The sequence below is a fragment of the Vibrio gazogenes genome, assembly GCF_023920225.1.
Taxonomy (GTDB): Bacteria; Pseudomonadota; Gammaproteobacteria; order Enterobacterales; family Vibrionaceae; genus Vibrio; species Vibrio gazogenes.
The window spans coordinates 128,585-149,861 of sequence record NZ_CP092587.1 but is presented as its reverse complement, the minus strand read 5'-3'; the positions used below and the strand labels follow the sequence as shown (position 1 = coordinate 149,861).

Genomic DNA, 21,277 nt, shown 5'->3' with positions numbered 1-21,277 from the left:
GTGTGAGTGTCAGATACTCTGACAAACTTTGTATTTTGAGCTACCTTCGGTATATACCAAAGGAACGCTGTTTAACTGTTGAGATAACGGACTGTGAGCAAAAAAAAATTATCGCGCGTCATCTATCCGGGAACATTCGATCCACTCACCAATGGACACCTTGATATTGTCAACCGCGCTGCCGGTATGTTTGACGAAGTCATTATTGCTGTTGCCGCCAGCCCCAGTAAAAATACCATGTTTACACTGGCGGAAAGAGTCTTTTTTGCCGAACAAGCAACCCAACACCTGATGAATGTCAGTGTACAGGGATTTTCCGGGTTGTTAGTCGATTTTGCCAAGCAAGTCAGCGCAAACGTCTTAATCCGCGGCTTGCGGACAACCATGGACTTTGAGTATGAGTTCGGCTTGACTAACATGTATCGCAGGCTGATGCCAGAGCTTGAGAGTGTTTTTCTCACCCCGGCAGATGAATTCGCATTTCTCTCTTCAACGATTGTCCGGGAAGTTGCTATCCACGGGGGAGATGTCGATACGTTTGTGCCACCAGTCGTTGCAGAATCGCTGCGTAAAAAACGGAATATCTGACGACAGAGGCCATAGGGCACTATTTTTGACAGAGCGGGCAATAGAAGGTATTCCGTTGTCCAATCTTCTGCGCCACGATCACCTGACCACATTCAGGACACGGCTCCCCTTCTTTCCCGTAAACACGGAGTTCCTGAGCAAAGTAACCGGGTTTCCCATCCGTTTGAGCAAAGTCTTTCAAGGTCGTGCCACCTTGTTGAATCGAGCGGGTCAGCACCGCTTTAATTTCTGTCACCAGCGTTTCCCATTCACGCATTGTCAGTGAACCCGCCTCCCGGGTTGGTCGAACCCCAGTGGTAAACAACGACTCATTGGCATAAATGTTCCCGACACCTACGACCACTTTATTGTCCATAATAAACTGTTTGACTGTCACTCGTTTTCCTTTCGCTCTCGCGGCTATATACTCGGCTGTCAGTTCATCAGAAAGCGGTTCCGGTCCAAGATTATCGAACACCGAATGAGTCATACCCTTCTCTGCCCATAACCACGCACCAAATCGTCTCGGATCGTTATAGCGCAGCACTTTCCCGTTCATCATGAACAGATCGACATGGTCGTGTTTGCCGGGCGGAAGCGAAACATCCAACACGCGCAAAGAACCTGACATTCCCAAATGAATAATCGCAGTGCCGACATCGGTTTCCAACAAGAGGTATTTTGCTCTGCGATGAATTCGCCGAATCACTTGCCCCGTAATCTGCTGTAGCTCAAAAGGAATCTCCCAACGGAGTTTCGGCGTCCGCACACTCACGGATTTCACTTGCTCACCCACCAAAAAAGGGCTAATTCCCAGTCTGCTTACCTCAACTTCCGGTAACTCCGGCATTTCAATTCTCCTGCTGCATTGATAATTCGGCGATAACCGATGGAAACAGATAATGGTCTTCTACGCTGATAGCAATCCAGTGTTCCTGCCAGTTTTTTAATAACCAAAACTGCGGAAAACGATAATAGGTAATCCGCTGCGGCTCTTCCTGCTCTTCATACCAGACTTCAACCGTTCCCGGATCATTCAACTTGCCAGATAATGAGTGGTAGGTCTTTTCATCAACCGGTGTACCAACCAGATTCCGCCACCGTTGTACCAGTTCTAACGCTGAAATATTAAATGACACCGTCGATGTCCAGTCGCCATTCGGGTCACGCACCAGCGACCAAGGCTGAGTGTGTATCGAAGTAATGGTCAGTTGGGGATTGAGAAGCGATGGATTGTTCTGCGCTTCATGAGGTAAAAGATAATTTTTAATCATGGATGGTAGATTCAAAATGACGATAAATAAAATCACCGCCAGAATCAGATAATTATTCCAACGTCGTTTTCGATCCTTCATCAGGTCACTCTCAACAGATATTGTCGCTTATCGATATATCCGTTCATCCTATGATCTTTCGCAGCAAAAAGGTAGGTAGGAGATAATAAAAAACCCAGCCGAAGCTGGGTTTTATAACACTTACAAAAAGCAGTTCAATTACTTGATCTTAGCTTCTTTGTAAACAACGTGCTGGCGAACCACTGGATCAAATTTTTTGATCTCAAATTTACCTGGCATGTTGCGTTTGTTCTTGTCAGTAGTGTAAAAATGACCAGTACCAGCAGATGATACCAGACGAATTTTTTCACGAATGCCTTTAGCCATTGCTCAATTCCTCTTAAACGTTTTCGCCGCGAGCACGAATATCAGAAAGAACGGCATCGATGCCTTTCTTATCAATGATACGCATGCCTTTCGCAGTCAGGCGCAGTTTAACAAAACGTTTTTCGCTCTCTACCCAGAAACGATGAGTTTGTAGGTTCGGCAGAAAACGACGCTTAGTAGCATTACGTGCGTGCGAACGGTTGTTCCCCGCTACAGGACGCTTACCAGTTACTTGGCATACTCGGGACATGAATGTCTTCTCCAAATCGTTTCAGCTCGATATCAACCTTGGTGGCCGAACCTCTCTCCATGTTGAAGGGTGAGGTTTAAAACCATTATGGAAAATCCATACAAGGCTATCAAAGGTCGCGCATTATACTAACTTGATGTGCATTGCTCAAGACCCGAACAGATCCTTTTTTGCAGATCCTGAGATCTTTTTCATCGCCGAGCTGATAATAGGTTGAAAATTTAGTGGCCGAATGATAACAGAATCTCCTGTTCCCACAACTAAAAACTTTCGTAAAAACCATCAAATCAACCGAAAGCGACAACTCTCTCGCAAAATCACGATAAGCCGTTCAACGCCTACCGCACTACCGCAACCAAGCATCAATCAATGTTAAATCCAGCCTCGCTCAGCAAAAGACACAATCTCGCCATCACCGATGACAAAATGATCCAAAACGCGGATATCCACCAGCGCCAAAGCATCGATAATCCGTCGTGTAATATGTCGATCTGCCTGACTAGGTTCTGCAACGCCAGACGGATGATTATGAGCCAGAATCACGGATGCGGCATGATATTGCAATGTTCGCGTCACAATCTCGCGCGGATAAACACTCGCAGCATTGATCGTGCCTTCAAAAAGAATTTCACCACAAATAACCCGATTCTGGTTATCCAGAAACAGCACATAGAATGCTTCACGGCGCCTGTCCCGAAGTATTCCTGATAGATAATGACGGGTATATTGCGGATTCGTCAGTGCATCTCCTCTTTGAATCGTCTCAGAAAAATAACGCTGAGCCATTTCTAACACCGCCTGCATTTGCACAAACTTCGCTTCTCCCAAACCTTTATGTTGGCAAAACACACTCTTCTGGGCTGAAAATAATGCACGAAGTGAACCGAATTCCTGTAAAAGAAAATCAGCTAATTCGAGGACATTCATCCCGACAACACCGGTTCGCAAGAAAATAGCCAATAGTTCAGCATCAGACAGGGCATGGGGACCACGGGAAAGTAACTTTTCCCGTGGCATTGACTCTTTAGGAAGGAATTTCAGGCTCATTGTATAGCTCCTCTCGGTTTGCCATACAAATACTGGAGATAAAATCAAATTCAACTTTGTTGATAAAAAATCCGAGAGATATCAACACCAGTTGCAATTGTTATGTCGGTTAAATCTTAAAGTGCCCGACCAAATCTCCCATTTTCTTGCCAGATAACGCCAAACGGCCACTGATTGATTCCGACTGTTGCAGATTATCGCTCAACTCATTCACAATCTGCTGAATCGCGACCAGATTCTGGTTGATCTCTTCAGAAACCACACTTTGCTGCTCTGCGGCTGACGCGGTCTGAATTCCCATATCCTGAATGGTCCGAATCGATTGAGAAATACCGGACAAGCTGTCTCTGATACGAACCGATTCTTGTTCAGTGCTTTCGCCCCGCTCACGACTCGCTTTCATACGGCTGACCGCTTTCGTCACCCCTTGATTCAACGAATTCAGCATATTGCCGATCTCTTGCGTGCTATTCTGAGTCCGGCTCGCAAGCGAGCGAACTTCATCGGCAACCACCGCAAATCCTCGCCCTTGTTCCCCGGCTCTTGCCGCTTCTATTGCAGCATTTAATGCCAGTAAGTTCGTCTGTTCAGCAATTTCCCCAATCACATCCAGAACTTGTGTGATCTCTCCGGCTTGTTGACTCAATTCCGAGATTGCATCAGAGGTCAGATTCACCTCTTTCACCAAACTGCTAATCCCCTCAATCGCGAAATTCACCTCATCCTGTGCCTCATGAATCTGCCGATTTGCTGACTCTATCGCTTGGGCGGTAGAATTGGTATTCAATGCGACTTCACGAGCTGTCGCACTCATTTCTGTAACCGCAGCAACGACTTTATCGGTTTCCTGACAGTGATTGTTCATCTTCTGATTTGAATGAGACGTCTGCTGATCCAGATCACTCACAGCCGATACCACCTCATGCTCGGTCCGGCTGATATCTGAAATCAGCGGATGTAATTTATCCATGAAGGAGTTGAATGCTTCGGCCACCATACCGACTTCATCATGGCTTTCCACATGTAAACGAGCAGTCAAATCACCACCGCCTGCTGCTACATCCTGCAACGATTTCAGAATATGATGCAATGGTGCGACGCCTTTAGAAACCAACCAGCTCACAATAATAATCGTTAATACCAACCCTGCCACCGACAATCCAACCGCAGACCACATTTGTTGATATAACAGTTTTTCCCGATTCTTCTGAAAAGCCGCCACCTGACGATCAATATCATCAATGTAAACACCAGTGCCCAACACCCAATCCCATTTCGGCAGGTATTCGGCATAACCTAACTTCGGTGCTTGCGCATCCAGAGAGGGCTTATGCCATGAGAAATAGAGGAATCCATCCCCCGATTTTGCCGCTTCAATTAAACCCGCAATGACCGGAACACCATTATTATCTTTCAGGTTATAGAGGTTCTTCCCTTCCAGTTGTGGCTTAATCGCATGCAGTGTATTCACGCCTTGAGAGTTATAGGCAAAGAAATAGCCATCATCATCAAAACGCATGGCTTTTAATATCTCTTTTGCCCGAGCCTGATTTTCACCATTTTGATCACTATCATAAAGAGACTTGATGGCCGTTGTACCCATCATAATATAAGACTTCAGCTCATTTTTATGGCTGGTTACCAATTCTTGTCGATATTGTGCCAGCTCTTGCTTCAGTGAAGTCATCCCACTCCAGTAATACACCATTGTAATCATCGCTGTAATAACCATCAGAGGAATGACAGTAATTAAGAGGAGCTTGGTCCGGCTCCGAAGAGAACTAAACATAAGATTCCTTATCTTTATATCGATTGACTATTTATCAATAGTTTTTTTATTGCATATATTGGCATAAATATCTGTGAGTCATACTCAAGTCTTTGAATATGACAATCTGAGCGGATGAGTTCCTCTGACACAGTTCTGACATCTTTTCAGGAGTTGTGCTAGCATAGCGCGCAGAGTGATTAAGGAATCAAAACATGCAAACATTGGCAGGAAAAAAAATACTGCTGGGGATCAGTGGTGGCATCGCAGCATACAAATGTGCAGAACTGACACGGCGCCTGATTGAACACGGTGCAGAAATCAGAGTCGTCATGACCGATGCAGCAAAATCTTTCATTACACCGCTCACCATGCAGGCTGTTTCCGGCTACCCCGTCTCAGACAGCTTGCTGGATCCGGCGGCTGAACGCTCAATGGGCCATATCGAGCTGGCCAAATGGGCTGATCTCATTCTGTTGGCACCGGCAAGTGCTGACCTCATTGCCCGTATCGCAGCAGGTATGGGGAATGATTTGCTCTCCACTCTTATTTTAGCAACGCAGGCTCCCGTAGCCCTCGCACCGGCCATGAATCAGCAAATGTATCGTCATGTCGCCACCCAGAGAAATCTGGAGACTCTCGCATCATTCGGTATGTATATTTGGGGACCGGATGCCGGAGAACAGGCCTGCGGTGATGTCGGACCGGGGCGTATGCTGGAGCCTATGCAACTGGTGCAATTGTGTGAGCAATTTTTCCACCCCAAGTTACTTACAGGAAAATCGGTGCTCATTACTGCCGGCCCGACCAGAGAAGCACTCGATCCAGTCCGTTATATGACCAATCACAGTTCCGGGAAAATGGGATTTGAGATAGCCAGAGCGGCGGCCCAACTCGGTGCTGATGTCACGCTAATAGCCGGACCGACCCATTTATCGACGCCGATTGGTGCCCAAAGAATCGATGTCAGCAGTGCCGCCACGATGTATGACGCGGTAATGATGCAAGCCCCTGAGCATGATGTCTTTATCAGTTGTGCTGCAGTTGCCGACTATCGGCCAGCGGACATTGCCGATCAAAAAATCAAGAAAACTGACGATTCCGATACCATGACCATCACGCTGGTTAAAAATCCAGATATTGTCGCCTCTGTTGCAGCAATGACCACTCACCGACCATTTACGGTCGGCTTTGCAGCAGAAACCCAACAGGTTGAACAGTATGCCCGTTCGAAGATGGCGCGTAAAAATCTAGACATGATTTGCGCAAACGATGTGTCCGTCAGCGGCCAAGGATTTAATAGCGATCAAAATGCACTTCATCTGTTCTGGCCCACTGGGGAGCAAAAACTACCATTGGCTCCCAAATCACAGTTGGCGCTGGCACTCATGACACTTATCAGTGAAAAAATAGGATAAAATAACAATCGTAACCGACTGAATTCATTCACCCGGTTACTGATAGCATGTGGTAACGGAAAGGGTATGGAAATGACCGGAACAAAAAAAAGTAATCGCCGTGACGAAATTCTTCAGGCACTGGCTGAGATGCTAGAGTCTCATGATGGTGCCTCTCGCATTACTACCGCCAAGCTTGCGAAGCAGGTCGGTGTTTCAGAAGCAGCGCTCTATCGTCATTTTCCCAGCAAAGCCCGCATGTTCGAAGGGCTGATCGAGTTTATCGAAGAAACGCTGATGTCGCGGATTAATATGATCCTCAACGAAGAGAAAGATACGCTCAACCGCCTGAACATGGTAATGCAGTTGATTTTAACATTCTCTGAACGCAACCCCGGGCTGACTCGGATATTATCCGGTCATGCGCTGATGTTTGAAAACGAGCGGCTCCGTGAACGAATCAACCAGCTTTTTGAACGCATCGAAACCTCTTTACGTCAGATTTTACGTGAGCGTCAACTTCGCGAAGGCAAATCATTCCCTGTCGGAGAAAATATTCTGGCAGCTCAACTATTAGGACAGGTTGAAGGAAGTTTGAACCGTTTTGTTCGTTCAGACTTCAAATATCAGCCAACTGCAAATTTTGAACAATACTGGTCACTGCTCAGTGCACAATTGAAATAACACTTTATGAATGATTACAAAATCGGCAAACCTGCCTTTTCCGTCTCATTATTACACCCCAAATACTGGGGTGTTTGGTTTGGATTCGGCCTTCTCGCTGCAATCGTAAATCTCTTGCCTTATTCCGTATCGCTTTCACTCGGACGCTCACTGGGAAAATTAGGCATGAAGTTTGGCAAAAAGCGTGTCCATATTGCCAAAACAAACCTGAAACTCGCCTTTCCTGAGATGTCATCTGATGATATCGAAGCGATGGTAGCCGAGAACTTCAAAAATACCGGTGCGGCTTTAGTCGAATCGGGGATCACATGGTTCTGGCCGACTTGGCGTTTTCGCCGCATTCTGGTTGAAAAAGATATCAGTGCCCTACGCCAACATGCAGAAAACAATAAGGGTGTACTGTTGTGTGCAGTGCATGCCCTGAATCTGGAGATCTGTGCCCGTGGTTTTGCTGTACTCGGCTTACCCGGCTATGGTGTTTACCGCCCACATAGCAATCCTGCTTATGAATTTATCCAGTATCGCGGCCGAACCCGCAACGGCAACAAACTGGTTTACCGCCGCGATCTCAAGCAGATGATTCGCGTGTTACGCAAAGGCGAACGGCTATTTTATCTGCCGGATCAAGACTATGGTCATAATAAATCCGTCTTTGTGCCGTTTTTTGGTGTTGATGAGGCTTGTACCACAACCGGTACCAGCTTGATTGCCTACCCCAGTAAGTGTGCTATTGTCCCCGTTTCCGGATTCCGGACGACTCAGGGCACCTATGAAATCATGGCCGATATTTCGATTGAAGAGCAATATCCCCAGAAGGATATGACGGCAGCAGCAGCTTATCTCAATCAATATATTGAAATGGTGATCATGCGCGCCCCGGACCAATGGATGTGGCTTCACAAACGATTTAAATCGTTGCCTGACGGAACCAGTCACACTCGATATCAATAAACATCAGGATTATGCATTCATGAGTTCAACGCCAGACAATCCTCGTCAAAACAGCATTGACAATTACCTTTACAATCCGACTTTCCAGTGGTCCTTTTTGCATCCTCGCCACTGGGGAACTTGGTTAGGTATCTTGGTTGCTGCACTATTTGCTTTTATCCCCCCGAAATGGCGAGACGGGCTCGCACGTAAAATAGCCAAGCCGATCGTCAATAAAAATGGTCGTGTCGTGCGTCGGGCTCGCATCAATCTCACCTACTGTTTCCCGGAAAAAAGCGAAGCAGAGCGCGAACAAATTCTGTACGAAACGTTTGTCAAAGCAGCCCAGTACATGCTGGGCTACTCTGAGTTTTTAGTGCGCTCGACCCGGCATAATCAACAACGGGGAGAACTGATTGGTGAGGAAAATCTGCTACCGTTACTGGATGCCGGAGAAAAAGTCATCATTCTCGCACCCCATGCCTGGGCAGTGGATTACCCTGCGGTCATGCTGGCGGCGCGCGGTTATAAAGTCACAACCATTATGAAGCCGCAGCGTAACCCGATTGGTGACTGGTTGATGCACGTCCAACGAATGCAATATGGCGGACGTATTTTTGCACGAGACGCGGGTGTGAAACCGTTCGTTCGTTCCATTAAAGATGGTTACATCGGTTATTGGCTTCCCGATGAAGATCATGGCCCTCAGAATTCTGTTTTTGTGCCCTTCTTTGCCACCGAAAAAGCCACGCTGAAAGGTTTTGGCAAAATGGCGCGTTTATCGAAAGCGAAAGTGGTCCCCGTATTACCCGCTTATAACGATAAAACATCCAAATATGAAGTGTATATATTGCCGGCGATTGAAAATTTCCCAACCGGTGATGAAGAACAAGATGCCCGAGCAATGAATCAAGCAATTGAAGATTTGGTCACGCCACATCCGGAACAATATATGTGGAACTTATTTCTGCTACAAACGCAGCGCGACGGCAAAAAAATATATCAGTAACATCAAAAAACTCAGCCAGTGGCTGAGTTTTTTCATTCAGGCAATCATTTCAATCCGTAGCGAATTTAAGCGACACCGTACTGATCACGATAAGCTTTCACCGCTGCCAGATGTTCAGCACTATTACCTTGTTCTTCGAGATAGGTAATTAAGTCGGTCAGGCCGACAATTGAAATCACGGCACAACCGAAGTCTTTTTCCACTTCCTGAATCGCGGATAATTCACCGGAGCCTTTTTCCTGACGATCGATCGCTACCAATACACCCGCCAGTGCTGCACCATTGGCTTGGATAATGGCCATCGACTCCCGAATCGCCGTGCCAGCTGTAATCACGTCATCCACCAACATGATCTTGCCTTGGAGCGCACTGCCGACCAGATGTCCGCCCTCACCATGATCTTTGGCTTCTTTGCGATTGAAACAGTAAGGCGTATCGACATCATGATGATCCGCCAAAGCAACGGCGGTTGTGGTTGCAATGGGAATCCCTTTATAAGCCGGGCCAAACAACACATCGTAATCAATCCCTGAATCGACCAATGCCGCTGCATAAAAACGCCCCAGACGCGCCAAATCCCGTCCGGTGTTGAACAAACCGGCATTGAAAAAATAGGGGCTTTTCCGGCCGGACTTCAAAGTAAACTCACCAAATTTCAGGACTTCTTTTTCAAGGGCAAATTCAATAAATTCACGCTGGTACGCTTTCATGACTTTCTCTCTTTTCGTTGCTCTTTTTTCTGATAACGACTGTCGATGTTCCCACCTACAAAACAACCGCTAAAAAAATAGCGCCAACAAGGCGCCATTCTCGACAATTAATCTTCTAAGGCCGCTTTCTGCACAGCCACAATATCCGTGATACCTTTTTTCGCGACAGCCAGCAGATCCAGCAGTTGTTCATGGCTGAACGGTTCGCCTTCTGCCGTCCCCTGAATCTCAATCATTTTCCCGGCTTCGGTCATCACCACATTCATATCGGTGTCGGCAGACGAGTCTTCGACATATTCCAAATCACACAACACATCATCACCGAGAATCCCGACAGAAACAGCAGCTACATGACCTTTCATCGGGTTCTTCTTCAGTTTTCCGGACTGAACTAAAGACTGAAACGCATCCGCCATCGCCACACTTGCACCGGTAATCGACGCCGTCCGAGTGCCGCCATCAGCCTGAATCACATCACAATCAACCGTGATCATGATTTCACCCATCGCTTCCAGATCAACCACTGCACGTAAACTACGGGCAATCAATCGCTGGATTTCCATCGTCCGACCACCTTGCTTACCACTGGCAGCTTCCCGACGCGTTCGCGAATGAGTCGCGCGCGGTAACATCCCGTATTCAGCGGTCACCCAACCTTTACCCTGACCTTTCAACCAACGGGGAACATTTTCCTCCACACTGGCATTACACAACACTTTGGTATTCCCGAATTCAACCAACACTGAGCCTTCAGCATAGGCAGTATAATGGCGAGTAATTTGAATCGGACGAACTTGATCCGCAGCACGGTTGTTTGGACGCATAAGGTATCTACCTGTTGTTGTCTTGGATGAGTGATGAAATTGGCCGCAGATTATAGCGGAAATCCGCTCAGCAAACCACCATCAAGAATCCCCTGCACAACGCAAGCAACATCAGCCGAAATGACGATAAAACAATCCGCCGGATTCACTCTCAACGCACGTCTTACACGGTAGAATTGTGTTAAGATAAAACCAATATCAAGTCCAAATATTCAAGACTTAAGGAAAATTTGATGATTTATAGTATGACCGCATATGCACGCAAAGAGGTCAAAGCTGACTGGGGTACAGCCGTCTGGGAAATTCGCTCCGTCAACCAACGCTATCTCGAAACCTATTTCCGTCTTCCTGAACAATTCCGTAGCCTAGAACCGATTCTGCGTGAACGCTTCCGCAAACGTCTGGCGCGGGGCAAAGTAGAGTGTCACCTACGCTTTGAGGCAAACTCATCCACAGCAGGTGAGCTAACAATTAACGAAACGCTCGCCAAACAGGTAATCGATGCTGCCAGTCAAGTCATGCATATGACCGGAGAACTCAGTCGCATCAATCCATTTCAGGTCATGCAATGGCCGGGAGTCATGGAAACGCCAGAACACGATATGGACACGATCAATACATCTTTGCTTGATGAGTTTGACGGTGCTTTAACGGAGTTCATCGAATCCCGCGGACGGGAAGGTGAGAATATGAAAGCGCTGATCGAGCAGCGTCTCGATGCCATCACTCAGGAAGCCAACAAAGTCCGTGAACACATGCCTGAAGTCATCGAGTGGCAACGTGAACGTCTGCTGAATAAGTTTGAAGAAGCCAATGTCGAACTCGACCCCGGCCGAATCGAACAGGAACTGGTTCTCATGGCACAAAAATCCGACGTCGCCGAAGAACTCGACCGCCTTGATTCTCACGTCAAAGAGACCAAAAACATCCTCAAAAAAGGGGGCTCCTGTGGCCGCCGTCTGGATTTCATGATGCAAGAATTCAACCGTGAGTCAAACACGCTGGCCTCGAAATCAATCAATACCGAAGTCACCGCTTCCGGCGTCGAACTGAAGGTTCTGATTGAACAGATGAGGGAGCAAATTCAGAACATTGAATAATTTTCTCTTGTTTTCCAAAGCTTTCCAATATTCATCAAAGCCCTGATTTAGCAGGGCTTTTTATTTTCACTCTGTTCTTGTACGTTTCAATCTGTTTCATCTAAGTGGTGAGTTAACTGGTGAGTAATGCCTCGCTATACTTGCATCAAATGGTGAGTATTAGGAGGCACAATGGCATCAATGACCGCAAAGCAGGTGGCATCACTTGCAAAATCAGGAGAGCCGACAAGGAAATCCGACGGAAAAGGACTCTACTTTATCGTTCCAGACTCGGGAGCGCCCTATTGGGCCCTTCGATATAGTGGAAATGGCAAACGTAAACAAATGACTCTGGGGCAGTACCCTAGTATGTCTTTGGCCGATGCAAGATCAGAAGCTGAGGTGTTTAAACGTGACTTAAGGCAAGGAGTAGATCCCCTCATTGCAAAACAGCGTCAAAAGTGGACTGGTATCATATCGGTCGATGATTTATTTGAGGATTGGTATAAAAACGATTTAGCGCCAAGGCTAAAGCATCCCAATATTCCAGCTCGAATATATAGAAAGGAAATTAAGCCAGTCATCGGCGAGTTCAAAATTCAGGACGTCACAGCTCTGGATGTTCGATAGATAATTCAAAGAGTTAGGGATAGCGGCCGTCTAACCATTGCCAATGACACTCTGGGTTATATGAAGCAGCTTTTCAAGCACGCTTTAAAGCTTGGATTAACCGCCAATAATCCCGCTGCACCTTTCACAATAAACGATGCTGGAGGCCTTGAAAACAGTTGTAAACGGGCATTAGATCTGGATGAAATCGAGAAAGTCTTTAAAGTATTTCGTAGCCATCTAAATAGCTTTGGTAGAGATAACTATTTGCTGTGCTGCCTCTTTTTGGTACTAGGTAACAGGAAGAGTGAACTATGTGAAGCTCCTTGGTGGGAATTTGATATGACAGAATCTGTGTGGCACATCCCCGAATCGCGGGTGAAAACTGGAATAGCTATTTCTATCCCTTTACCAAGTCAGGCAATGACATGGCTTAGTGAGCTCAAAGTAAGATCGATGGGCTCTGATTACGTTTTTCCAGCCAGACGCCGAAGCAATCTATTACATATGGGACCTGATACCCTGAATAGCGCAATCTCAAAGTTATTTGGACGAGAAGCTGGGAGGAAGGTTCAGCCCCCCAACGTAATGGGTGATATCGAGCATTTTACAGTACATGACTTACGACGAACATTTAGGAGTCTCGCTGCATCAGTAGGAACACCAAATCACGTCGCTCGGTTGTGCATCAATCACCGGCAGGGATGAGTTGACGGGATATATGATCGGTATGAGTACTTTGAAGAACTGAAAGCTGCTCACCAGAAAGTTGCCGATCTAGTTACACCTCTCATTCATCTGGATTTATAAGCTCTCCGTCATTTTTGGCTAATTGGAACAAACTTTTCCTGAGTTCCTTTGAAGAAACAACCCAGGAACAAGCTATATCTCGCTCAGCTTGTTCCAGTAGAAGCCTAAATGCAAATTATGCCTTAGCACTCGTTGCAGAGGAACTGCCCCGTTTTTTCACTGGACCAAAGTTAGCAGAGTGCTAAAAGCAGACGCTCTCCAAGACATATTTCTGCCAAGAATGGTAATTTTTTACTACCCTTCTCAGACCAGTCAGAGCCAGCCTTTGATCGACGACTACACGTCAACTCCCTTTTCGAAACCTCTGAATGCTTATATGATGGTCGCAGGATGACGAAGTGGCGAAATTCCTTAATGAAATTTTACAGCCGCCCTCCTTTCCGCGATATAAATCACTGTCATATATCCAGCTAAGTAAAACTTATTAGCGATAGTTTAAAGAAATATCTTAAGCCAGCGTCTTCGACTGATAGCGAGCACTACATGGAAAGTAACGAAAGCAGTAACCCCTATAGTAAATTGACTGACGGCTTCGAACATGCGGTCGTGCATGTCGCTGTGGTTGTGCCACCACGATCTACATCTGAGCGACCTCCTCTACGTTTGCTGTTCGCGTCGGTATGGTTGCTGGCATCAGGTAGGCAAGTCCCTTTGAGACCTGCCAAGCCTTACTTCAAAAAATTCAAGGAAGAAGGCGCTATTGCGGTCGACCGTATCGTCATGACCGCAGAAGAAGCCATCCGGTGGTACCGAACCGCATCTGATGAACTTGGTACACCCATTCCCCTTCGTGATGCCCGGAAGGACTCTGATGGAGTGCCCCTCTCCGCAGGCAAGCTAAGTGACTTTCCAACATGGCCTGTATTGGGCGTGCCCTTGGAAAGTGACGACATCACGCTTAAATCTGAACGTCCTTCAATCCCTTTCCGTAACCTTGGCATCATCAGGTACTCACGTCGAATCTCAGACAGTCAAGAATGGCCGAGTTTCCTTGACCAAAACGGACAAAGCAAACATTGCCAAGAAGCCTTCAAATTCCTAGAGCACCACATGCATGTCGATTTTAGGGAGTACCCTGAATATATAGGTGGGATGGCGCTCGCTGTGCCGGACTGCGATGTTCATTCAGTCCGGCAATTCGTTGATCCTAAAGAAGACGGTTCCGAAGCGTTGTATATCCATTTGAAGCCCCACCCAGGCAGGAAACTTAAAGGTTTGAGCCTGACCTCAATGGAAGGGCAAGAAGGGATACTCACCTCCTTTGATACAGTTCCGGTACCGGAGGATGGCTTGGTTGTGATTGAAAGACCGTCATCCATCCATGGCTCCGGTCTTATCCTGACACACACAGAACGCGGAGTCTTACTGCAAACGCCCATGCGACAGTTCCTTCGACAAATGAACACGAGGATAGACGTGGTCGAGCAACGCATTAAAGTTTCGGTTCCCGAGACGGATAAAAAGAAGAGCGCAGTAGATGAGTACGTCACCAATAAAAAAACCTTAGCATCCTCACAAACATTGGGGAAAGCACCGAATACAACAAATGCTTTCCAGCGTTTGCTAGACGCAAAAAATGAGCGACTCCTTAATCACAGTGCCAAGGTATATGAGCAAACGTGGTTTACGGCTGACCAACGCAAGGAAGCGCTCGAACACATCAGGAAAAAGTTCAAGCACGCTCACTCAAGCATCTTCATCGCTGATCCATACTTCAGCGCAAACCAGATTCTCCAATATCTATTTGCTATTGAACGAGACGAGATCAAGATACAAATCCTAACTTCAAGCAGTGCTTTCAAACAGATCAACGAAGCGACAACTGGAACCGAAATTGATAGTGAGACGACACAGGACACACACCAAAAATTGCTAGAAAATCTAGCTATCTTCCAAGGTAGTCACAAGAACAATATTGAAATCAAAGTCGCGAATGCAGAAAACAGTCTGTTTCATGATCGATTCATCGCGATCGATGGTCGTGTATGGATGATCGGCAGTTCTCTGAACTCTATCGGTATACGGCCAACGCTTACCATGCGCATACCCCATGGCGAGAAAATCCTCGATCATCTTCTGCGCCTCTACAACAACGCTCTTCCTCTGGAGGATTTCAAAGTCCCGCGGAAGGCACTTAAGAAGCCATGCGTTCACTGTGGGCGTGACGTGAAAGACGCGAAATAAGTGCATGATGTGCAACGGAACTGAAGCGCAGACGACGCAAGGAGCGCAGGATGTGAATAATGGCTAAGCTAACTTCACGAAACAGTGTCAATACGACCCCACAGATGGTAGAGAAGAAATTCTCTCCACAATTACTCATACCTTGCGAGGCGACTCAGAGTGGCGAAAGCCATCATCATTTCCCAGAGTATGATGCCATTATGGCTCGATATGGAGTTGATGACGTACGTATAGTAAGAGAATTTGAGAAAGCTATCAGCACCGCGCAACGGGTGTGGATAATTGATAAGCATCTATTTTCTGAAGACGGTAAAAATCCTAGCCACGGTCGAAGAATAAAGAAAGTTGTGAATTGGTTCCTCACAAACCATATTCAAACTATAAGAATTTTAACAGGTCATCATGATGACCAAGCGGAAATCGAGAAAGAATTTAAGGAATTAGAAGACTTCGTAACAGATGATCGCGCAAAGGTCGATGCCCCCTTAAAAGTGGAGATCTCATTTGCCTTCAAAGACTTCGATTATATTCACGACCGCTTTGCAATCATTGATGAAGAGCTATGGCATTTTGGCGCTACTGTAGGTGGCTTCCACCGAGATGTAAACGCAGCGAGTAGAGGCTGGAGTGCTGATGCCCATAAAGCTGTCCAGTTTTTTGATACAGCTTGGAAGATGGCCAACGCCAACAGGAAAAAATAGTCATGAACAAAGAATGGCAATTGCCACCTGCTTATGAATCTGAAATGCAGAAATCATACACAATCGCCGAGTCGTTAATTGGAGACTTCGCAGAAGGTAGCTTTGCATCTCCCGATTTATTGATCACGTCTGTAACAGAATACTTCTGCATCCAGGATGATGCCGAGAATGCTCTTAAGAGATTTACCACTCACTTGGACGGTTCTCACGAGGATTTCGATGCGTCGGACGATCCGAGAATTCAGGCAACTTTGGTGATCGGAATTGTAACAGCCTGGGCCTCTTCAGAAACTGAAAACTGGTACGCAGCCTTCAGGGCTCTCGCCCGAAACTCATGGTGGGTCGAGCATTTATGGACGGAAGTGGCACTGGTCGTAGCTCTGAAAAATGATGCTTTCAAAGAGGCACTCTTAAATTTAGCTGAACAACATTTCGCCGATGCTGAAAAAAAGCTGCTTCAGGAATATGAGGTTGATCCATCCCATCCAATCACCCTCGATGAAATTTGGTACGGACATACCAGGGAAAGTCGGACCGATGATTCCAGTTGGCCATGGGTTAAATTACTAGCAAAGCTTGATCTCAACACATTGTTTAAATGGATGAACTCCACACAAAGCCTAGTCTTGATCAATCGAGTACTCGACAGCCCTGAGTTTTACCGTAACTACGATTTATGGGAACAGTTCACATACAGGTCTCCAACAAGTTTCCAAAGCGATGGCTCATGGGATGGTGCCCTATTGCTACCTAGCTTGCTCAGGCACGGAAGTATGAAACTCATTCACATTGCTGATGGGCATGGACATCCTCCCTCTGTGTTAGAGCCGCACGTCGAATCTCTGCTCGCTTCTTTCGTTGATACTGTCGCCAAAAGATCCGATTTCGAGGGTCTGTTTAAGCGTTGGGGCACATGGCTCACTCGCCAGTACCTTAACTTCCCTGATAACAACTCGGGTCAAAAACGATCTCTGAGTAGCCAAGATATATTATGGGCATTAGCCGATAAACTCCCACTTCCTTGTTCCCCAACCGTTTCCGAGCAATTGAATTTTTCTTGGGAGCCATGGGTTTATCAATCCATGCTAGCACTTCTACATTCGAACCAGCCCGACAGGTTTCCGGCACCGGACGTCAGAGATTTCATCAACGAATGGAACTTGACACCTACCGAGTGGAACTCCTCCAAAGGTCAGTCGATTAGAAGCCATGTTAGTGAATATCACGCTACTCAGCCCAACAACTATGCTTGCCGGGTGCTCGGGTATTCCGTCGCATTGAGCGATAACTTCACCAGTCACTGGCTGAATATGTGGAACTCTAGCGTTGTGCTGAGGGAAATTCTCGAATTCCGTCCCATTTATAAAATTTCCGCAGAATGGCAACCCTCAGATGCTTCAGGACTGATGCGAACATTGGTTGACGTAGGCCTAGGGATTCTGGACTGTACTGCTAACGCACAGGAAACTCTCAATCTCGAAATACTTAACCAATCCGCCGCGCTATTTCAAGCGCTGTGGGAAGCTACCACTGAGATGTTAAGTATTGACATCTATGGTAACGACTTCTGGCCAATCATGCAGCAACACCTAGTCATTCGCCGGCTACAGTGGACTGTAGAAGCAAAAAACGCGAATGATGACCATTACAGTATATGGCTGGATAAGGCCGCCTACCCGACGTCACGGGAGATATTGGCCTTAGTCGCCAGCAATCCCTGTTCATTCATAAGCCTGCTGCCCCTGCTTGTGCAAAACCAGATCCCTAAGGAATACTTGAAGGACTTGCTCAACCAGGCCGAAATTGACTTAACTTCTCTCGCATCGAGTGCAGCCAGATACGAGAGTGGACCTAAGATGAAATTCAAGATACATCCAGGTTACGTCAGCTTGATTGAAGAGTTAGCTTAGGTCGGCATAGGAGAATAGCCCCCCGATTTTCTGACCGCATCCAACAGACTCCTTTTCACTCTAAGCGGCCCCAGATGTAACTGGATGGTTGCTAAATGGACTCTTAGGTAAAAGTGCAACAAGTGGTAAAAAGCTTGTGGTCATGGTGGCAAATTGGGGTATCGTTTTGCACTACCAAAACCAAGCGTGCAACGTCCCCACATATCCGAGAAATATCCGTGCAACAATCCAACATAACTACAAAATCACGTTGAACAGGTTTTAACGCCCCCGAAAACACCATCAAAATCGCACTAAACGCCGAAAACAACGGTTAAAAATAGTTCATCCGTGCAACCACCCCATAGGTTTAAGCGTTAATCGTGCAGCCAACCAATATACCCAAGCCTTAAACGTGCAACGTTCCCACATATGCCCTTGCAGTGGCGTTACATGTCACATTTTACATTCGTGACATGTAACGAAACATAAATATCTTTTTAAATTCATTTATATACATTCAACCAGCAACACCAACCCAGGTCAAAATCTGGAAATTTCCTTCTGACTATACCGACAAGACATTTGTCCAAATCGGGCAGTTTGGCGTGCCAAACTCGGTAGTTATCAGCGGGATAATGGCTCCGTCCACTAAGCACGGAGTTATTTTTATGAAGTTAAATGGCATTGAACTGCTCAACCTAGCTGGAGCACATGAGCTAAGAGAAGTTTGGGTCGTCAGGTTAGATCCGCCCGATCAGCCCGGCAATCGGGGGCCAGATGGTGACCTGCTCTGGCCGGAGGTTTTGCTGTGCAAGAGTTCTGACGATGCAACTCATTTGGCTGAGTACCTAAGCAAAGCGGCCTTTGATGATTTTTCTGATTTTATGGCCGCAGAAGAATATGGGGAAATCTATTCAGAACCTCAGGACGCAGATCAGTACATAGTTGCGCTCTGTAAAAGCATTCAAAGGTAGGGTTCTACCCCGTTTTCACGGACGGTTTAGTAAAGACGTAAATTTGCTGTCTTGATTCGCCAGTCTACGTCGCATTCTTGGATTATGGAACCGTTCGATATAATCAAAAATATCTGCTCTGGCTTCATTTCTTGTCCGGTATTGTCGATAATTGATTCGTTCCCGTTTCATCACACCGAAGAACCCTTCACAAGCCGCGTTATCTGCACAATGGCCTACAGCACTCATGCTGCTGGTTAGGTTCTTTTGCTTGAGAAAGCGCTGATAATCTCCACTGGTAAATTGTGTGCCACGATCTGAATGTAAGATAACATGATGTCTTTCCTGTCGCTGCCAAACCGCCATTTCGACGGCTCGAATCACCATATGATGGTCTTGTCGATGATGCATCGACCAGCCAACGATGAGCTTGCTAAACAGGTCAAGCACCACACACAGATAAAGCTTCCCTTCAAGTGTCCCAATTTCTGTAATGTCTGTGACCCATTTGGTTTCCGGCTCCAAAGCATTAAAGTCCCGCTCAAGATGATTCTTTAAACCATCAGGACGTGCGGACTTTCGCTTTGCCCCTCGACCTTTTTTACGCGGCCAGCCATAAAGTCCATTCGCTGACATCAGCCTGGCTACACGATTTAAGCTCGCTTTCAACCCTTCGGCTTGCAGATCTTCGTGCATACGTGGTGCGCCGATAATGCCACCGCTATCATCATGGAGCTCGCGCATTCGTTTTAATAACGTTGCGTTAGTAAGAGCACGCGCACTTGGCTGACGTTCCACCCAAGCGTAATAACCACTAGGAGAGACGCGCAAACAACGGCACATGAGGCGAACAGAAAACACATCGCGGCAACGCGATATCGCAAGATACCTTACGGTAACTCTTTGGCGAAGAACGTTGCCGCTTCTCGCAAAAAATCACGTTCCTTTTTCACTTTAACTAATTCGCGTTTTAACCTCGCCATTTCTTCATCACGAGGAGAGCCAGTGCCTTGAAATGCTTTATCTTGTGACTGCTCCGCCTCTCGTTTCCAACGGTTTAATAAGTTAGGATTGATGCCGATATCTAATGCTATCTGACGACAACTCACACCCGGTTGCTGAGTCAGCGCAACGGCTTCGCGTTTGAATTCTGCAGAATATTTTCTTCGCTTGGTCATAGACACTCCTTTTAGGCATAGTATGCCTCTTTATAGATGTGTCCGTAAAATATGGGTAGAACCCTTTCTAACTACAAAAAGATAGTTGAAGACATTCCCTTGGGAAAAGTCATTGGTATCGATCAAGGGTATGGAGATATGACATGGGGAGATTGCCTTAATGGTCGGCACTTAAAAAGAATCAGGCGAAATCTTCAAGAACTTGAGAGAAATCCTGATTACTATCTTTCCGATATTGAAAAATCAGGCCTGTCTCTAAAAAAAATCGGGGATGAGTACTTCATTAATGCTGGAAAGCATCGGGTAGTGATAGCTCGATTTCTTGAACATTTTAATCCTCAAGCTTTCCAAAACCTTTCTCCCCTTCGTAATGTAGAAATATATGAGTATTTCTTGGATTACGAATTCATGGGCATACAATCGTCAGTTAAAGAGATAGAAAAAGATTTTCCGGAGCTGCACTTTAGTCTGACGTATACCGATAAGGCCGATGAAATCTGCTTGACGATAGTTAGAACTGACTCTTATAACGGCTCGGAGAGGTATACACGCTCAGAGGTTCCCTGCTGTCTGGAAAAGCTCAAACACCCTAGCATTGTGCAGAAATTTAGAACCGAAAAAACTCACAATCTGCTAAGTTTTAAACAATGCTTGGCTGTTCTTAAGAATAATTTTGTCTCATGGTATAATTCGTAGTAACTAATATAAGGCAGCTCTAGGGTGCGAGTAAAAAATCATGTTTCAGCCAAGTGGTGAGTAAACTGGTAAGTGGAAGCATATTGCTCAACCGGAAAAACAGCATAAGACATTGATTTTTGTAAGAATATAAATATCACTCCACGAACAGATCCAAAATATAGAATAAGTTATTTTGAGTCTCTTTGAGCTTACCTAATCTTACCAAGCCCCTGTAAATAGGGGCTTTTTTGTTTTCATTGGATTTCAAACCCTTTCCGGTTTTTTCAACCAACTGGTGAGTAAGGTTAATGATCGAATATGCCCTTAAATAGAGTCCGATTTCATT

19 protein-coding genes and 2 pseudogenes are annotated in these 21,277 nt (G+C 46.2%); 12 read left to right on the top strand and 9 right to left on the bottom strand.

Annotation, left to right across the window (positions count from 1 at the left end; all coding sequences use genetic code 11):
- Positions 1-93 precede the first annotated feature (93 nt).
- Positions 94-588 (top strand): pantetheine-phosphate adenylyltransferase, encoded by a 495-nt coding sequence (gene coaD / locus MKS89_RS00665; protein ID WP_072960353.1) that lies wholly within the window; start codon positions 94-96, stop codon positions 586-588.
- A gap of 19 nt (positions 589-607) precedes the next feature.
- On the opposite strand, the gene mutM is transcribed toward coaD, so the two are convergent.
- The 6 genes from mutM to MKS89_RS00635 all read right to left on the bottom strand — a co-directional run bounded on the left by mutM (position 608) and on the right by MKS89_RS00635 (position 5,314).
- The gene (gene mutM / locus MKS89_RS00660; protein WP_072960350.1) at positions 608-1,417 is read right to left on the bottom strand and encodes a bifunctional DNA-formamidopyrimidine glycosylase/DNA-(apurinic or apyrimidinic site) lyase; all 810 of its coding nucleotides are present in this window, start codon (positions 1,415-1,417) and stop codon (positions 608-610) included.
- A 1-nt stretch (position 1,418) separates the two neighbouring features.
- A complete protein-coding gene (locus MKS89_RS00655) occupies positions 1,419-1,922 on the bottom strand; it encodes a hypothetical protein (RefSeq protein ID WP_072960347.1) in 504 nt (167 codons plus the stop codon).
- Between the two features lie 138 nt (positions 1,923-2,060).
- The gene (gene rpmG, locus MKS89_RS00650) at positions 2,061-2,228 is read right to left on the bottom strand and encodes a 50S ribosomal protein L33 (protein WP_004728408.1); all 168 of its coding nucleotides are present in this window, start codon (positions 2,226-2,228) and stop codon (positions 2,061-2,063) included.
- A 13-nt stretch (positions 2,229-2,241) separates the two neighbouring features.
- A complete protein-coding gene (rpmB, locus tag MKS89_RS00645) occupies positions 2,242-2,478 on the bottom strand; it encodes a 50S ribosomal protein L28 (protein WP_072960344.1) in 237 nt (78 codons plus the stop codon).
- Between the two features lie 372 nt (positions 2,479-2,850).
- On the bottom strand, positions 2,851-3,525 hold the full coding sequence (gene radC / locus MKS89_RS00640; RefSeq protein WP_072960342.1) for a RadC family protein: 675 nt from the start codon (positions 3,523-3,525) through the stop codon (positions 2,851-2,853).
- 109 nt (positions 3,526-3,634) lie between these two features.
- Complete coding sequence (locus tag MKS89_RS00635) at positions 3,635-5,314, bottom strand: methyl-accepting chemotaxis protein (protein ID WP_072960339.1); 1,680 nt, start codon at positions 5,312-5,314, stop codon at positions 3,635-3,637.
- Between the two features lie 194 nt (positions 5,315-5,508).
- On the opposite strand from MKS89_RS00635, the gene coaBC reads away from it, so the two are divergent.
- The 4 genes from coaBC (at position 5,509) to lpxM (ending at position 9,313) form a co-directional block, all read left to right on the top strand.
- Positions 5,509-6,711, top strand: coding sequence for a bifunctional phosphopantothenoylcysteine decarboxylase/phosphopantothenate--cysteine ligase CoaBC (gene coaBC / locus MKS89_RS00630; RefSeq protein WP_072960336.1), 1,203 nt, complete (start codon positions 5,509-5,511; stop codon positions 6,709-6,711).
- 72 nt (positions 6,712-6,783) lie between these two features.
- On the top strand, positions 6,784-7,374 hold the full coding sequence (gene slmA / locus MKS89_RS00625) for a nucleoid occlusion factor SlmA (RefSeq protein ID WP_072960582.1): 591 nt from the start codon (positions 6,784-6,786) through the stop codon (positions 7,372-7,374).
- A gap of 6 nt (positions 7,375-7,380) precedes the next feature.
- Positions 7,381-8,325, top strand: a complete 945-nt coding sequence (lpxL, locus tag MKS89_RS00620; RefSeq protein ID WP_072960334.1) for an LpxL/LpxP family Kdo(2)-lipid IV(A) lauroyl/palmitoleoyl acyltransferase — start codon at positions 7,381-7,383, stop codon at positions 8,323-8,325.
- A gap of 19 nt (positions 8,326-8,344) precedes the next feature.
- A complete protein-coding gene (gene lpxM, locus MKS89_RS00615) occupies positions 8,345-9,313 on the top strand; it encodes a lauroyl-Kdo(2)-lipid IV(A) myristoyltransferase (protein ID WP_072960332.1) in 969 nt (322 codons plus the stop codon).
- A gap of 65 nt (positions 9,314-9,378) precedes the next feature.
- Here the strand turns inward: lpxM and pyrE are convergent, their stop codons facing one another.
- Positions 9,379-10,023, bottom strand: coding sequence for an orotate phosphoribosyltransferase (gene pyrE / locus MKS89_RS00610; RefSeq protein WP_072960331.1), 645 nt, complete (start codon positions 10,021-10,023; stop codon positions 9,379-9,381).
- 107 nt (positions 10,024-10,130) lie between these two features.
- A complete protein-coding gene (rph, locus tag MKS89_RS00605; protein WP_072960328.1) occupies positions 10,131-10,847 on the bottom strand; it encodes a ribonuclease PH in 717 nt (238 codons plus the stop codon).
- Positions 10,848-11,080: 233 nt separating this feature from the next.
- On the opposite strand from rph, the gene MKS89_RS00600 reads away from it, so the two are divergent.
- The 6 genes and pseudogenes from MKS89_RS00600 (at position 11,081) to MKS89_RS00575 (ending at position 19,096) form a co-directional block, all read left to right on the top strand.
- Positions 11,081-11,947, top strand: a complete 867-nt coding sequence (locus MKS89_RS00600) for a YicC/YloC family endoribonuclease (RefSeq protein WP_072960326.1) — start codon at positions 11,081-11,083, stop codon at positions 11,945-11,947.
- A 171-nt stretch (positions 11,948-12,118) separates the two neighbouring features.
- Positions 12,119-13,345: pseudogene (locus MKS89_RS00595) on the top strand (tyrosine-type recombinase/integrase).
- Between the two features lie 483 nt (positions 13,346-13,828).
- Positions 13,829-15,529, top strand: a complete 1,701-nt coding sequence (locus MKS89_RS00590; RefSeq protein ID WP_072960323.1) for a VPA1262 family N-terminal domain-containing protein — start codon at positions 13,829-13,831, stop codon at positions 15,527-15,529.
- Between the two features lie 59 nt (positions 15,530-15,588).
- Complete coding sequence (locus MKS89_RS00585; protein WP_072960320.1) at positions 15,589-16,230, top strand: hypothetical protein; 642 nt, start codon at positions 15,589-15,591, stop codon at positions 16,228-16,230.
- Between the two features lie 2 nt (positions 16,231-16,232).
- Positions 16,233-18,140: a hypothetical protein gene (locus tag MKS89_RS00580; RefSeq protein ID WP_072960317.1), complete on the top strand. Its 1,908-nt coding sequence runs from the start codon at positions 16,233-16,235 to the stop codon at positions 18,138-18,140.
- Positions 18,141-18,790: 650 nt separating this feature from the next.
- Positions 18,791-19,096 (top strand): hypothetical protein, encoded by a 306-nt coding sequence (locus MKS89_RS00575; RefSeq protein ID WP_205409173.1) that lies wholly within the window; start codon positions 18,791-18,793, stop codon positions 19,094-19,096.
- Between the two features lie 4 nt (positions 19,097-19,100).
- On the opposite strand, the pseudogene MKS89_RS00570 reads toward MKS89_RS00575, so the two are convergent.
- Positions 19,101-20,253: pseudogene (locus MKS89_RS00570) on the bottom strand (IS3 family transposase).
- 51 nt (positions 20,254-20,304) lie between these two features.
- Here MKS89_RS00570 and MKS89_RS00565 point away from each other — a divergent pair.
- Positions 20,305-20,949 (top strand): hypothetical protein, encoded by a 645-nt coding sequence (locus tag MKS89_RS00565; protein WP_072963012.1) that lies wholly within the window; start codon positions 20,305-20,307, stop codon positions 20,947-20,949.
- Positions 20,950-21,277 lie beyond the last annotated feature (328 nt).